14 protein-coding genes are annotated in these 14,775 nt (G+C 68.9%); 7 read left to right on the forward strand and 7 right to left on the reverse strand.

Annotated elements, in window-relative coordinates:
• Positions 1 to 8: 8 nt before the first annotated feature.
• A complete protein-coding gene (locus tag IE325_RS37895) occupies positions 9 to 1,004 on the reverse strand; it encodes a carbohydrate ABC transporter permease (RefSeq protein ID WP_190074705.1) in 996 nt (331 codons plus the stop codon).
• Between the two features lie 92 nt (positions 1,005 to 1,096).
• Positions 1,097 to 2,407: an ABC transporter substrate-binding protein gene (locus IE325_RS37900; protein ID WP_190074706.1), complete on the reverse strand. Its 1,311-nt coding sequence runs from the start codon at positions 2,405 to 2,407 to the stop codon at positions 1,097 to 1,099.
• A 299-nt stretch (positions 2,408 to 2,706) separates the two neighbouring features.
• On the opposite strand from IE325_RS37900, the gene IE325_RS37905 reads away from it, so the two are divergent.
• The gene (locus tag IE325_RS37905) at positions 2,707 to 3,732 is read left to right on the forward strand and encodes a LacI family DNA-binding transcriptional regulator (protein ID WP_190074707.1); all 1,026 of its coding nucleotides are present in this window, start codon (positions 2,707 to 2,709) and stop codon (positions 3,730 to 3,732) included.
• 52 nt (positions 3,733 to 3,784) lie between these two features.
• Here IE325_RS37905 and IE325_RS37910 read toward each other — a convergent pair whose 3' ends face one another.
• Positions 3,785 to 4,447 carry an NADPH-dependent F420 reductase gene (locus IE325_RS37910; protein ID WP_190074708.1) on the reverse strand — a complete coding sequence of 221 codons (663 nt, stop codon included), beginning with the start codon at positions 4,445 to 4,447 and terminating at the stop codon, positions 3,785 to 3,787.
• A gap of 149 nt (positions 4,448 to 4,596) precedes the next feature.
• Between IE325_RS37910 and IE325_RS37915 the strand changes: the two genes are divergently transcribed.
• A complete protein-coding gene (locus tag IE325_RS37915) occupies positions 4,597 to 4,965 on the forward strand; it encodes a hypothetical protein (protein ID WP_190074709.1) in 369 nt (122 codons plus the stop codon).
• A 63-nt stretch (positions 4,966 to 5,028) separates the two neighbouring features.
• Here IE325_RS37915 and IE325_RS37920 read toward each other — a convergent pair whose 3' ends face one another.
• Positions 5,029 to 5,847, reverse strand: coding sequence for an SAM-dependent methyltransferase (locus tag IE325_RS37920; RefSeq protein ID WP_190074710.1), 819 nt, complete (start codon positions 5,845 to 5,847; stop codon positions 5,029 to 5,031).
• 274 nt (positions 5,848 to 6,121) lie between these two features.
• Complete coding sequence (locus tag IE325_RS37925) at positions 6,122 to 6,883, reverse strand: GNAT family N-acetyltransferase (RefSeq protein ID WP_190074711.1); 762 nt, start codon at positions 6,881 to 6,883, stop codon at positions 6,122 to 6,124.
• 243 nt (positions 6,884 to 7,126) lie between these two features.
• On the opposite strand from IE325_RS37925, the gene IE325_RS37930 reads away from it, so the two are divergent.
• On the forward strand, positions 7,127 to 7,693 hold the full coding sequence (locus IE325_RS37930; protein WP_434095397.1) for an IS701 family transposase: 567 nt from the start codon (positions 7,127 to 7,129) through the stop codon (positions 7,691 to 7,693).
• Between the two features lie 212 nt (positions 7,694 to 7,905).
• The gene (locus IE325_RS37935) at positions 7,906 to 8,217 is read left to right on the forward strand and encodes a WhiB family transcriptional regulator (RefSeq protein ID WP_190074712.1); all 312 of its coding nucleotides are present in this window, start codon (positions 7,906 to 7,908) and stop codon (positions 8,215 to 8,217) included.
• Positions 8,218 to 8,238: 21 nt separating this feature from the next.
• Here the strand turns inward: IE325_RS37935 and IE325_RS37940 are convergent, their stop codons facing one another.
• Complete coding sequence (locus IE325_RS37940) at positions 8,239 to 8,979, reverse strand: VOC family protein (protein WP_190074713.1); 741 nt, start codon at positions 8,977 to 8,979, stop codon at positions 8,239 to 8,241.
• Positions 8,980 to 9,204: 225 nt separating this feature from the next.
• Here IE325_RS37940 and IE325_RS37945 point away from each other — a divergent pair, with 225 nt between their 5' ends.
• The 3 genes from IE325_RS37945 to IE325_RS37955 all read left to right on the forward strand — a co-directional run bounded on the left by IE325_RS37945 (position 9,205) and on the right by IE325_RS37955 (position 13,244).
• The gene (locus IE325_RS37945; RefSeq protein ID WP_190074714.1) at positions 9,205 to 10,251 is read left to right on the forward strand and encodes a hypothetical protein; all 1,047 of its coding nucleotides are present in this window, start codon (positions 9,205 to 9,207) and stop codon (positions 10,249 to 10,251) included.
• A 324-nt stretch (positions 10,252 to 10,575) separates the two neighbouring features.
• Entirely contained in the window at positions 10,576 to 11,364 is a 789-nt protein-coding gene (locus IE325_RS37950; RefSeq protein ID WP_190074715.1) for a hypothetical protein, read from the forward strand.
• A gap of 74 nt (positions 11,365 to 11,438) precedes the next feature.
• Positions 11,439 to 13,244, forward strand: coding sequence for an outer membrane protein assembly factor BamB family protein (locus tag IE325_RS37955; protein ID WP_190074716.1), 1,806 nt, complete (start codon positions 11,439 to 11,441; stop codon positions 13,242 to 13,244).
• Here the strand turns inward: IE325_RS37955 and IE325_RS37960 are convergent.
• Entirely contained in the window at positions 13,222 to 14,733 is a 1,512-nt protein-coding gene (locus IE325_RS37960; RefSeq protein WP_190074717.1) for a hypothetical protein, read from the reverse strand. The two genes, IE325_RS37955 and IE325_RS37960, sit on opposite strands and share 23 nt — an antisense overlap.
• Positions 14,734 to 14,775: the final 42 nt, after the last annotated feature.

Here is a 14,775-nt window from a genome sequence, read left to right on the forward strand (position 1 = left end):
GCTCCAGGTCAGGGCGTGCGGGGGCGCAGCCGGCGGATCAGGCGCTGCGCCGCGAAGACGAGGACGAGCAGCAGGAACATCGCCCAGGCCACGGTCGCCGCGCGGCCCATCTGGTAGTTCTTCCAGCCCTCCTCGTACAGCAGCAGGCCGAGCGTCTGGTACTGGTTGTCGGCGCCGCCGGTGACTCCGTTGGGCCCCTGCCCGAAGATCAGCGGCTCACCGAAGAGCTGGGTGGCGCCGATCGTGGAGAGCACGATGGTGAAGACGACCGTGGAGCGGATCCCGGGGATGGTGACGTGGGTGAACTGCTTCCACCGCGAGGCCCCGTCGAGGGAGGCCGCCTCGTAGCGCTCGGCGGGGATGGCCTGCATCGCGGCCAGGTACAGCAGCGCGTTGTAGCCGGTCCAGCGCCAGATCACGATGGTCGAAATCGCGGCCTGCGCAGGCCATTTGTCGGCCTCCCAGTCCAGCGGGTCGATACCCACCACACCCAGCGCCCAGTTGATCATGCCGAAGTCGCGTTCGAAGAGCATGGTGAACACGAGCGCCGCCGCGCCGACGGACGTGGCGTAGGGGACCAGGGACGCCACGCGGAAGAACAGCGAGGCACGCATCCGGTAGTTGAGCAGATGCGCCAGACCGAGCGCCATCAGCAACTGCGGCACCGTCGAGATGACACCGATGGTGATCGTGTTCCGCAGCGCGTTCCAGAACCGCGAGTCGTTCACCAGGTCGACGTAGTTGTCGAGCGCGACCCACTGCATGACGTCGAGAGTGGCGAGCTCCACCCCGTGCAGCGAGATCCACGCCGTATAGATGAGCGGGTAGAAGCTGAACGCGGCGAAGACGACGAAGAACGGCGCGACGAACGCGTACGGCGCGCCCTTGAGGTCCAGCCGGTGCAGCAGGGCACTGCGCCGCTGCCCCGAGCGTCCGGTGCCCGGCTTCGGCGACGGGCCCGCGGGCTCCTCGCCGACCAGGGCGTTCGTGGTGGAGGTGGCCACCGGATTTCCTTCCTGACAGCGGATGTCTGAGCCGTGCCCGGGGCGCGCCGGCAGAAGGCGCACGCGCCCCGGGTGGCCGGAGGCCGGCGAGGTCAGCCGACCGCCTTCTCGATGCGCTCCGAGGTGGTCTTCCACGCCTTGTCACGCGAGGTGCCCTGCTCGACCAGGGCCAGACCCTGGGAGAAGGTGTCCTTGATCGTGCCGTCCTTGCGGCCGAGGACCTGCTTGTCCGGGATCTCCTGGGCGGCCGTACCGAAGATCTGGCCGATCGGCGCGTCGCTGAAGTACTCGGAGGTGACGTTCTTGACGTCGTCACGGTCGAGGGAGGCAGTGGAGGAGGGGAAGTTGCCCAGCTTCTTGAAGATGTGGGCCTGCTGCTCCGGCGCGGTCAGCCACGCGACGAGCTTCTGCGCCTCGGCCTTGACCGGGCTCTTCTCCACCACGCCGAGGAAGGAGCCGCCCCAGTTGGCGCCCTTGGGCGCGTTGGCGACGTCCCACTTGCCCGCGTTGTCCGGACCGGCCTTCTCGCTGATGTGGCTCAGCATCCACGCCGGGCAGACGGCGGTGGCGAAGGTGCCGTTGGCCAGTCCCGGGTCCCATCCCGGCTGGAACTGACGGAGCTTGGCACTCAGCCCGTCCTCGGCGGCGTCGGCTGCGAGGCTCCACGCGTCCTTGACGACAGGGTTCTTGGCGTAGATGAGGTTGCCGCCCTCGTCGTAGTACTGCTCGGGGTAGCCGTAGACCATGGCGTTGAACAGGCCGCTGGCCGAGTCCATGTAGGCGACCTTGTCGCCCTTGTAGTTCTTCTCGAAGGTGCGGCCGACCTCGACGTACTTCTTCCAGTCGCCCGCCCACAGCTTGCCCACCGCCTCCCGGTCGGTGGGCAGGCCTGCCTCGGCGAAGTAGTCCTTGCGGTAGCAGACGGCCATCGGGCCGCTGTCGGTGCCGAGGCCGAGGACCTTGCCGTCCTTGGTGGTGATCTGGGACTGCTTCCAGGGCAGGAAGTGGTCGGTGCCCGTCTGGCCGGCGAAGTCCGCGAACTTGGCGGCCTGGGTCTCCGTCACCTCCTTCGCACGGCCGACCTCGATGCCCTGGATGTCCTTCAGACCGTTGCCCGCGGCGAGATGGGTCTGGAGCGCGGTGTAGTACGTCTGCTCGTCACCGGCTATCTCGGCCTGGATGTCGACGTCGGGATTCTCCTTCTCATACTGCTCCAGCAGGCCCGACTCCTTGAAGCCCATCACCCCGTACATGCCCATGGTGATGACGACCTTGCCGTCCTTCTTGCCGCCGCCCGTGACCGAGCCGCCGCCACTGTTGCAAGCGGCGACGAGTGCCAACGCGCCGACGGCCGCGGCTGCTGCCGCCAGCCTCTTGCCGCGCGACGTACCGAGACTGCTCATGAATCTTCTCCCTACGGCCGGCGCAGTCGTATCGGACGGACACGAAAGCGGTGACCCAGCGGCTACGGTGAGTGGTGGGAACGTGCCCACTCCTGGGTGGGCACGTTCCCATCGACGCGTAGCAGACTCACCGGAGCGAGCCGATCTGTCAATGACTTGAACGCAATCAGCGGCGGGCGCCCGGTCGACGTGTTCACCTTTCGTGACGGACGGGCCGCCTGACGTAGGTCGCCGTCTGCCAGAATTGGTGCTGGTCACCTACGCGGTCGACACTGCCGCGGCTTCAGGGAGGGGAGCGTATGGCTGGAAACCGCCGTCCGACGATCAAGACGGTCGCCGCCCGTGCCGGCGTGGGCCGGACGACGGTGTCCCGTGTCGTGAACGGCTCGCATCTGGTCAGTGCCGACGCCCGCACCAGGGTCCTGGCCGCGATCAAGGAGCTCAACTACGTACCCAACTCGGTCGCCCGCGGCCTGGTGACCAGCCGCACCGACGCGGTGGCCCTGGTCATCCCGGAATCGGCGAGCCGACTCGGCTCGGAACCGTTCTTCGCCGCATTGATCCGAGGCGTCAGCCAGGCCCTCGCCGACCGCCGCACCCAGCTCCAGCTGATGCTCGTCCGGGACCAGGCCGAACGCGAGCAGCTGACCGAGACGGTGGCCGAACGCCGGGTGGATGGAGTCCTGCTGGTGTCCGTCCACTTCGACGACCCGCTGCCCGCGATGCTTGAGGAAATGGGCCTGCCCACCGTGCTGGCCGGCCGCCGCGACGCGGACGAACCGCTGAGCTACGTGCACGCCGACAACGCCGGAGGAGCGACCGAGGCGGTACGACACCTGCTGCGCGGCGGACGTCGGAAAGTGGCCACCATCGCCGGACCGCTGGACATGGACGTCGGCCGCAGCCGCCTCGAAGGCTGGCGAACTGCCCATGACGAGGCCGGAGTTCCCGCACAGGAAGCTCTGGTCGAGGTCGGCGACTTCAGCTGGGAGAGCGGGAGCCGGGCAATGCGTTCGCTTCTTGAACGTGCCCCTGATCTGGACGCCGTTTTCGCCGCCTCCGACCTCATGGCGATCGGCGCACTGGAGGAACTGCGCCGCCAGAAACGGCGGGTGCCCGGCGATGTGGCGGTCGTCGGATTCGAGGACTCTCCGCACGCCCGGTGGACCAACCCGCCTCTGACGACGGTGCGTCAGCCGGTGGAGGAACTGGGCATGGCGATGGTCCGCATCCTCGCGGACATCATCGAACCGGGCGCGGAGCGGCAGCAGTTGATGTTGCCGACGGAATTGGTGGTGCGGGAGTCCTCGGCAGAACCCGAATAGGCGATCTGCCGAGGCAGGTCTCAGGACCCCGCTGCCCAGGGAAGCGGCTCGCTCAGCCGCGGAACTCCGGCGTCCGTTCCGGTGTGGCAGCCGCCAGTGCCTCGGTGACCTCCGCGGCGCTGCCTCGCATTCCGTACACCGGGCTGGCGGGCTGCTGGCGCCAGGACTCATCGATTCCGCCGGCGTCGACGGTGTCGAAACCGAGTTCCTCGATGAGCGCCATGACCTTGCGCTTCGCCTCCTGATCGTCGCCCGCCACGGGCAGCGCTATACGGTCGGCGGCGCCCTCCGGTCGGGCGCGATCCAGGATGTCCTGGGCGTAGGTGCCGTTGAACGCCTTGATGACGGGGTGCCCGATCTGCCGCTCGGTCCAGCGGCTCTCGGTCAGGCCCTCGTCCTCGATCCCGGCGATCCGCCCGTCACGCTGCTGGGGGTAGTAATTGCCGGTGTCGATGACCGCGACGCCCTCGGCCGCCGTGTCCAGCAGCCCGGACGGCAGGTTCGGCACCGCCTTCAAAGGGACGGTGACGACGACGATCTCGGCACCGTCGGCCGCGTCCTCCACTGGGACCGGCGAGGCGCCCGTTTCCTTGGCCAGGTCGGTCAGGGTCTGCGGGCCGCGTGAGTTGGCCACCGAGACGTCATGCCCGAGCGAGGTGAGACGGCGCGTGAGGTTGCCGCCGATATTGCCGGCACCGATGATGCCAATCTTCATGACAGGCCTTTCGGATCAGAGAGCTCGTGACCATGGCTGCAACCTGCGACCGGGCAGCGCTATTCCGAGCCGGAGACCTGGGGCTGGGCCTGAACAGATGACCTTGATTGCTCTTCACCGACGCGGCGAGATTTCGTAGGGTCCGATCCGTGGAAACTGAAAGCGGGGGGCGTGTGGCTGTTCCAGTGGCTCGGAGTCATGTCGTTCGTGTGATACGCGGCGTCGGCTCGTTTCTGAAAGAACTCGTGGAGGAATTTGCCGGAGAGGCAGCACTGACGCTGCTTGCGTGCCTTACTGCGCTGGGGCTGGCTGTGGCGTTCTTCTGGGGATGGGAGCGCAGCTCGCTCATTACTGGAGGCGTAGGCGGTGCCTTGCTGGCTTTCCTGGCCTATGGCGCCTGGGAGCTGATGCGTCCCGAGCGGACAGGACGGCGAATGCGACTCGCCGGAGCGGCGGCCGCCACGTTTGCCGTAACGGCCGTTCTTTTCGTCTACGCCCTGTCCTGCAATTGCTCGTGACCGTACGGACGACGACACCCGTATCCGCTCGGCATCGAAGCCGTAGTCGAGCGACAGGCGGGCTCAAGGCTTGCGGGCCAACCCGGCCGTGATCAGGTGCTCCCAGACGGTGAGTTCCCGTCCGCCGCAGCCGGTCCACTGAGTGTCGACCGCTTCCGGACGCCACAAGGGCGCGGGCACAATGCCGGGGTCGAGGATCTCCAGGCCGTCCAGCAGGCCCTCGATCTCCTCGTCGCTGCGCCACCTGCCACGGCCGAAGGTTCGTTGAAGGACCTTCTCCGCTTCCCTCGTCTCCGAGTTGTCGCCGGAGCGGAAATGACTGACGAAGAAGCAACTCCCGGACGGCACATGGTCACGCCAGTAGCGGACGATTCGCGCCGGGTCCTCGTCATCGTTGACGTGGTGGAGGATGGCGCTGAACATGACGGCCACCGGGCGTTCGAAGTCGATCAGTTCCCGGGTGTCCGGGTGTTGATAGACGTCCTCGGGATTGCGTACGTCGGCGGCGACGACGCGGGTCCGGTCGTTCTGCTCCAGCAGTGCGCGGCCGTAGACCAACACTTGGGGATCGATGTCGACGTAGACGACCCTCGATTCCGGAGCGTGTCGCTGTGCGACCTGGTGGACATTGTCGGCCGTCGGCAGACCGCTGCCCAGGTCGATGAACTGCCGTACGTCGGTCGTCGTCACGATCTCCTTTACCGCCCGCGTCAGCGCCGCGCGGTTGGCGAAGGCGATTCCCACCGAACCGGGTAGGTCCCGTTTGAACACATCGCCGATCTCCCGGTCTACGGCGTAATTGTCCTTTCCGCCCAACAGATAGTCGTAGACACGCGCGATACTGGGCGTGGTGGAGTCGATCGAGATGCCCTCATCCGTCATGACCACCATCTTCGCCCGGGACAGGGCCTTCTGACCACCTGGATGGGCGGGAACGGAAGGACCGTCAGGGGGCATCGGCGCACTGTCTGTTCGGCCGACCAGGCTCACTCCGTAGGGGTTAGTACTCCAGTCTGGTTTCGCGATCTTGTGGCGTCTTGACAGTGGCCAGTTGAGATTCCCCACTGGCGGCCAGTTGGCGGGGAGCGACCTGGCCGCCGATGATCACTCCGAGTAATCGCGACCCATGTTGGTTTGCTGTGGTGGAGTCCCGGTTTCACCGGCCCGGTATGTGCGCTGCCTCGAACAGGCGCTTGGTCATGCCGAGGTGTTCATACGTTGCGATGGCTGGTGCGTTGCCGGTAAGCACCATGAGCGCGGCGCGGCCGTGGCGGCGGACGAGGGCATCCAGGACGAAGCCGCAGACGGCTCGCGCCAGACCGCGCCCGCGGGCGGCGGGATGGGTGACTACCCCTGCCATGAATCCGCACCCGGCCGCAGACCACGCATCCGCCGCCACCGCCAGCGGCTCCGCCCCGGCGCCGCCGTTCACCGCGCCGACGACCCCGGCCCAGCGGCACACGCCAGCGCGTCCCGGCTGGGCGTAGGAGTCGGGGAAGAAGCGGTCGAACAGCGACGTCGCCTCTTTCTCGTGGCTGGCGTCCAGCCACCGCACGTCCGCGGCAGCAGCACCACAGGGGGAGGCGGTCTCCATCCAGAAGAAGGTGTGAACCGGCACCAGGCCGGGCAGCTGCCGCACCAGCGCATCGATCAGGGGAGCCTCCCCCAAGAGCCGGTAGGACGGGCCGACTTCGTCCAAGACCCGTCGCACCAGCACGACTGCGTCGGCACTGTCACCCCGGACCGCGAGCCGGTCCTGTTGCGGGCTCGGGCTTGCCACCGCCAGCGCCGCGCCATGGCTCCAGGCTCGCACCCCCGGGCCCAGGCTGTCGCCGCCCTGTCCCTGAGCGGCCCAGATCGGCTGCCCGTCGCCGGCCGCGGTCTGCTCGATGTCGCTGAGTCGTTCAAGTTCCTCCACGCCCCGTGCCTACCAGACATTCCCGGAGGCACGTTGTGACCCAATGCTCATCGAGAACGGACTGTGATCATGTATCTGGCCGTACTTGGGGAAATTCGAAGTGGCCGCCGACAGCGCCCCCGGCCGAGAACGGGTACGGCCACCGCGTGATCATCGGTTGGTGTGTGGACAAACGAAGATCTTGCGGTGGCCGCGGGCCATAGCGTAGACCCTGCCCGCTGGCGGGTGATGTTCGACCAGGTCATGGCCCGGATTGCGGGCCGCTTCGGTCGGGTTGAGCCGAGGGCGAGTGCCCGTGCCTATCTGCTCGGGCTGCTGTCGAAGGCGGAGCGGAAGAACTGCTGGCAGCTGGCCGAACAGGCCGGTCACATCCGGCCGGGGCCGATGCAGCGGCTGCTGCGCTACGCCTGCTGGGACGCGGATGCCGTCCGCGACGACATCCGCATCTACGCCGTTGAACACCTCGGCACCGAGGCAGGCGTCCTCATCGTGGACGAGACGGGCTTCGTGAAGAAGGGCCGCGCCTCGGCAGGCATCCAGCGGCAGTACACCGGCACTGCGGGACGTATAGAGAACTCCCAGGTCGGCGTCTTCCTCGCCTACGCCACCAGCCGGGGACGGACACTGATCGACCGCCGGCTCTACCTGCGCGAGCACTCCTGGTGCACCGATCCTGAGCGTCGCCAGGCGGCCGGGATACCCGACGAGATCGAGTTCGCGACCAAGCCCCGCCTGGCCTGGGAGATGATCAGCGCCGCCCGTCTGACGACTCCCGTTGAGCCCGCCGTCGCGCCGCATACCGAGCGATGAATGCCCCCCCCGCCGGCCCACCCGGCCGGTTCGCGAGGCGAGATGCGTCTATAGCGCTACCGCCTGCAGCAGGCAAGCACCGCTCACCCGAAGGTGTGACAACGTAGGGCAGACTCGGTAGCAGCCGCTGAACGGCGTACTGTCATATGCCGGTTGCCTGCGGCAAAGAGGCAATCGGCATCATCAGTCCAGGGGAGAGGACGGCATCACAGATGGCGGGCACCGACTGGAGTGAACGTGGACTGTGCCGCACTGCCGACCCTGACGACCTGTTCGTCGAAGGGGCGGCACAAAATCGAGCCAAGGCACTCTGCGGCGGCTGCGGCGTACGAACCGAATGCCTCGCCCATGCCTTGGACGAGCGCATCGAGTACGGCGTGTGGGGTGGCATGACCGAGCGGGAACGCCGGGCCCTGCTACGGCGGCGGCCGACGGTCCGCTCCTGGCGACGCCTCCTGGAAACGGCCCGTAGCGAACACGAGCGCACCGCTCGTGCAACGACCGTCACCCTCAAGGCGAGTTGAGCTGACCCCGAAGGGTCCGTATCAGGACGGGGCGAGGACGCAGAACTCGTGCCCCTCCGGATCGCTCAGGCACGTCCACGCGACGTCGCCCTGACCGAGGTCGAGGTTCGTCGCCCCCAGGGTCCGCAACCGTGCCACCTCCGCCGCCTTGTCGTCATCGGGATACGGCAGCAGGTCGAGATGGACGCGGTCCGGCACCGTCTTCACCCCGGGGGTGCGGAGGAACTCCAGATACGGGCCGACGCCCGCCGCGGAACGCAACACCGCCTGATCGCCGCTCACTTCGTGCACGGTCCAGTCCGTCGCCTCGCCCCAGAACCGGGCCATGGACCGAGGATCCGCGCAGTCGACCACGATCGCGGCGATCGGCCCCGTGTCCCGGTAGACCTCCCGGGGCTCCAGCACACAGAATTCATTGCCCTCCGGGTCGGCGAGGACCGTCCACGGAACATCGCCCTGCCCCACGTCGACCGGCTTCGCACCAAGAGCGCTCAGGCGCGCGACCAACTCCGTCTGATGGGCCTCGGAGGAGGTGGCGAGATCGAGGTGTATACGGTTCTTCGTCGCTTTCTTGGCCTCCGGGACAGGAACGACATCGATGCCGAGGAAGACCGGGTCCGGCCAGACGAACCCGCCGACGGGACCGACGTAGGTGGTCACCCCGGCGCTGTAGGCACTCCAGCCGAGCGCCTCCGCCCAGAACCGGCCGACCGCCGAGGCATCAAGTGCCTTGATGTTCACATGAACAGGTCGCAGTGCCATGCCGGTGATCCTATGGGCCCGCACAGCCGCCCGGCGGGCCGCCGACACGCACACGACACACCACCATCGGCTCGATCCCTGGCAGTGGTCGGACGGGTCCGGACGGGCCGAGCCGGACCAGCCCCGGCTCGGGCCCGTCGGTGCTGCGGGCCTTGCAAAATCCAGTGGACCTTCCGGTGCGGTCGAGGCACGATCCCCGAGGAACCGGGGCGAAGGGGAGCTTGTTTGGATGTGTTCGTGTGTGCAGGGTGTGGTGCTGAGTTGACCGCGCCGGTGTCGCGGGTCGCTCTCCCCGTCCACACCCACCACGGAGGTTGGGAAGAACTGCATCCTCCGCTGATGGAGCCCGCGACGTACGCCGTCGATCCCCGGCCCACCGGACCGCCCTGGCGACTGTGGGACGAGGTCGGAGAGGACGCGGCCGCCCAGCAGGACGTGTACGCCCGTGTGTACTCCGTCTCCTTCGGCGCGCGGAACAGGATCGTCATCGCTCCGGGAGACGCCCGGTCCATGGCCCTGATCCTCGAGAAGTGCGAGGGCTACTGCCGGGGTGTGGACGGCCGGGTCGGACCCAACCTGGCGTGCGAGGGGTGCGGGCGGGCCGTGGCGACCCGCATGGACGACTGCGGATTGTGGCAGACGGTGTGGCTGGAACCCGACGCGGTCGAAAAGCGCCCGTCCGGGCTTGCGGCAGGTCCGACTTCCGACTGGGACGACCTGGAACGCACCGAGCACCGAGTCCCGCCCGTCGACCCCGACGGGTCGTGGAGCCGCCGCTGGGAGGCGGCGGTCGGGGTCGCGATGGCCCACCTCGTGGCGGTCACCGAGGGCAGCCCTGTGACCCTTCCCGCCGGCCCCGTCGCCGAGTTGTTCGGGCACGCCGTCGACCGGTACCTCCCCGCCGGGCCCGCGGCCCGGTCGGTGGGGCTGGCCGGCCCGGGGATCCGTACGCCACGGCCCCGTCCCGACGTCCTGCTCGTACCCCGCCACCCCGTCACAGGTGGGCCCTGGCGCCCACCCGGCGACGACGGGGCCGTGGTGCCGTTGGACAGCGGCGTCTGGGCGTACCTGGCTCATCCGGGCGAGACGTCGCCGATCCCGGCGACCGGGGTGCTCCCGGAGGGCGTCCTGCGCGACGACTACCCTCTGCCGCCACGCCCCTGGCGCCCGCTGACTCCCCACCACCACGCCTTCGAATACACCCTGGTCGGGCTGCCCGCTGTACGTGCTCCTCGGTTGCGGAGGTATCGCGAGGCGTCGGCCGGTGGATAGATCTTGCCGCCGGGTGTTGACCGGGTGATCCCGGTGCGCCGCCGCACCGGCACCCCGGGCCGGTTTTCGGCCACGTCACCGAGGGCGAGAAACTGTTTCGTCGCTGCACTGCTGTGTGAGGTTGGTGAAAGTGGCGTCCCGCCCCGACTCCCTCGGATGACCCTTCTTCCTCTGGGCTACGGCTGACGCGCGGTCAGAAGCGTCTCGTCACTCGCTGGGGGAGAGTTGAGGAACCGGACCACACTGCGCGGGCGGCGTCGGCCTCGTACACAGGAGCCGACGCCGCCCGAGCGGTCGGAGCCGTGGTGGAAGAGGCATGCGCGGGTGCTCTGGCTCGGCGCGGGCATCCCGGTGATCGGGGCCGTACTGACCGCTGTCGCCCTCCAGTTGCTCGGCCTGGCCGGTGAGTCAGAGCCGAACCCGGCATCGGACAAGGCCGGCGTGTCCTCCGGGAGCCCTTCGGCGGCTCCGTTCGTCGTGACCGCCAGACAGGAGAACGAGGCCGGCTGCACGGCACTCCCACGGCAGGTCTCGTCGCCGGAGGACCGCGCCGAACTCGTGACCGGCGGCGATGTGAGCGCCGTCATCCGGCGTAATCAGGGCGCGCGGGTCGGAGAGTTGAACATCGGCCTGACCCTTGAAGGGGGCCCGGCCTCCCTCACGATCACGTCGATCGAGATCGACCCGAAGTCACCCCGCGCCGCCGAGCCGTTGGCCGGGACGCTGGTGTGCGAACCGGGCGCCGGGGGAGAGGACAAGATCCAGCTCTTCGCGGATCTGGACAGCCTGGAGCCCGCCTTTCGCACCGGACGGCACACCACCCAGAAGTACTTCAAGGACAAGGTCATCACGCTCGACCCCGGAGAGCAGGTCAACCTGTCGGCGACCTTCCTGGCCGAGAAGGGCTCCCGCGAATTCGGACTGCTCATCCGCTATGTACGCAACGGAGAGGACGGCACCGTGCCGGTGCCCGCTCCACGAGGCGGACGGTACGCGGTGACCGGCTTCGCGGAGCGGTACGGGGCCGTGTACGAGGGGTCGGCCGGGGGCGTCTACCGCCGGCTCGATGATCCTCGCCCTTGCCCATGGCTTCCCGCGTCACGGGGATGCTGACCGATCTCGACGAACGGGTGAGCGCAATGGTTTCGACGCATGCACGAATCGCCCGGCGCATCACCTGCGCAACGGTGGCGACCGCCAGCCTGGTGGCGCTGCTGGTGAGCGACGCGGGCACGTCGGGAAGGCCCCTCGAACGACCCAACACGCTTGACGTGGCGTGGTCATTGCGAACCTCCGGACGGGCGCTGGACGTGTCGGAGCAGCCGGCAGTCGTGGGTGACAGGCTGCTGGCGATCCCGCAGGGCGGCAAGGTGGCCATGGTGGACACCCGCGACGGGCGATTCCTCTCCACTGCGAGGAGTTCCGCGGACCGTTTCAGCCCCGTCGGGTTCTCCGGCGGTGTGATGCTCGCTGTGGAGGAGTGGTTCGGGCAGAACACCAAAGCCGTCCTCAACGCCTACGACCCCGCGACCGGACGCAAGCTGTGGCACAAGGCCGCGAGTTCGACGCCGCGCGAAGGAGAGGAGGACTCCTGGCTGGGACAACCGCCCTTCCTCCTGGAATCCGGACCTGTCACCCAACTCTCCGACGGCCGTCTCGTCGGCCTCGTGCCCCGGACCGGCGCGGTCCGCTGGAGCAGACCGACGCCGGAGCTGCCGCCCTGTGAGCGATCGGGCGCCGACGACATCACCCCGCCGGCCTCTCCTTTGAACGCGGCCGCGGCGGCACAGCACATCGCCCTGCTCCGGGGCTGCCCCGGGGAGACCGCGGAGATCGAGGTGGTGAACGGGGAAGACGGCCGCAGTGTGTGGAAGAGGTCCATGGGACGGGTGCGCGAGTCCGTCGGGGTCAGCGCGGCCGGCGGCGTGATCGGTGTGGGCCTGGACCACGACGTACGGCTCTTCGCGGCGTCGGGGAAGGAGATCCCGCGGCGTGGCGCCGACTCGAAATCCGGACTGTGGCCCGTGGGAGAGGCCGACGGCGTCGTCTACCTCTCGGAAGGCCACCCCGGCGTCCCGGCCGACGCCGGTTCGCTCCAGTCCCGCACCGTGCATGCCGTACGCGAGGACACGGGGCGAACCCTATGGAAACGCCCCCAAGGACCTCAGGCCCCCAGCAGTGTGACCGGCGAAGCCATCATCACCGAGGCCTACGTCGCCGGCGCATACGGCGGCGACCTGCGCTGGTCCCCCGGAGACGCCCGCCTTCAGGGACCGGGGGCGAGCAGCCTGCGGGACTTCGCCGGGCGGCAGAGCGCCACCGTCCCCTGGCCGGTGGCGGGGACGTACGTGGGAAGCAGCGGCGACCTGCTCATCGTCCGCAGCGAGGAGAAGGACGGCACCCGCTACACCGCCCTCCGGCCCGGCCACCGCACGGCGGACGCGGAGAGGCCGGTGGCGCTGGGCGGAGTCGAGCGGCGGGACTGGCCGAACGCCTGCGGCCTGGTCAGCGACGACTTCCTGGCCGAACTCGGCGAGAACTACGTCAAGTTGCCCGTGAAGGCCAGCCGTAAAGTCATGGGCACGAAATTGCCGAGTCCGAGCGTGTGTCGCTACGCCACGGAATCCGGATCCGACGACGGCATCTTCTCCGTCACCGTGCGCTGGGTGGCCACGGACGAAGCAGCCGCCGAGACCTACGCGACGAGCGTCCTCCCCTGGGGCTGCGACCCCGCGCTGGGCGGCTGCGTGACGGCTCGGATCACGCAGCCGCAGCGCGGCGTCCATCTGTACACCTACAGAACGGGATTGCAGCAACTCCCCGTCGCCCACGCGACCGTGGTGTCGGGCCGGTATGTCTTCGGAGTCAGCGCGGGCAACGACAAGACACGAACCAAGCAGCTCATACGACGTCTGGCCACGCATCTGACCGAACGATCCTGGGATGCCACTGACACTGCGAGTTCGCCGCTCAGGGCATCAACTTCACCATGACGCCGACGGGCAGTGAGGGGTTCGCCGCTGCCGCCTCCGCCACCTGATCGTCGTTGTCGGTGAGGAGTTCGATGATGACAGGTTGAGGCAGGTTCGGATGGGCGGCGGCCAGGGGACGGGCTCGTTGCTCGGTCAGGCAGACAAGTAGTGCGGGCGCCGGGGCGAGGGGGTGGCGGGTGACCTCGCGGAAGACCTTCCGTACCGGTGGCTGATGCCGGGTCAATTCCTCCAGCAGGGCGGGGGAGGCGTCCGGGTTGGCCGCCACCTTGGCGATCACCTGAACTGCGTGTCGGGCCACCATGGCGCGCAGGTGCGTGTCGGACAGGCCCGGGTGGGACGCGACGGACTTGGCCACCTTGGCGTCGGGGTCGGCGGCCAGCGTGTCCCGGATCTCGCCCGGCAGGTCGCGTCGTTGGGCCACGAGCATCCGTACGGCCGGGTCGGGCGACGCGGCAAGCTGTGCCGTCTCCTGCGGAGAGGCGGCGGCGATACGCGGCAACAGGGTGGCGCCGATCCTGGTCGCGTGCGCCAGGTCGGCCAGCACGTCGAGCGGCACGTTCGGATTGTGGGCCAGCCGACGCTGCACGTCATGTCCGCGGTCGGCCGCCAGCGTACGGATCACGGTGTCGTCGATCGCCGGGTTCTCGGCGAGTTCGGCCCGGACGCCAGGGATGGGGTCCACGGCCAGACGGGCGCTCACGGCCGACGGCAGGTCGGGGCGGGTCGCGAGGGCGCTGCGCAGCAGCATCGACGGGGCGTCGGCGAAGCGGACCGCGGCGTCGATCGGGGTGGCCGGGTTGAGCAGCGCCACGCGCTGGATCTCGTGCACGGTGGACTGGTGGGAGCCGTCACAGGCGGCGCCCAAGGGGAGATCGCAGTCGGGCCGCGGACAGGACCCCTCGTGCACGAACGGCGTCTCCTCCCGGTCGCAGACCAGGCACCGCCGCGCCGGTGGCAACCCTTCACCGGAGATCAGCATCTCCAGCACGTCCGATGGCGTCGAGTCGTTGGCCGCCGCCGCGAGGCGGACCTCGGCGTGCGGATGCCGCGCGAGCCCGGCCGCCGTATCGGGGGCGGCCCACAGCGCGAGTTCCGCGACCACCTGTATGTCCGGGTCGGCGGCGAGTGTCCGTACGACGTCCGGTGGCAGGCCGGGGCAGGCGGCGAGCTTCTCCCGGCACCGGGGGGTCGGGTGGGTTGCGAGGAGGGGCATCCACTCCTGCCGGCCGGCGCCTTCGTCGAGGAGGGCGAGCGCGGCGCAGGGCTGGGTGGCGGGGTCGATGTCGGCGGCGGTCAGTCGGCCCGCGTATGCGAGTTGGACGGCGATCTCCTCGCCGCGGGCGGCCAGCGTGGTCAGCTGTGCGGGAGTGAGGTCGGTGCGTTCGGCGAGTTCGCCGCTGAGGTCGGTGTCCGCGCAGCCGATGAGCTGGTCGAGCAGTTCGGGTGGGAGGGACGGGTTGGCGGCGAGTCCGTGCAGGACATGGTTCACGGGCACATCCTGCTTGGACTCCGGTCGGATGGCTCGTGGATT

The sequence above is a fragment of the Streptomyces lanatus genome (genome assembly GCF_014655715.1).
Classification (GTDB): Bacteria; Actinomycetota; Actinomycetes; order Streptomycetales; family Streptomycetaceae; genus Streptomyces; species Streptomyces lanatus.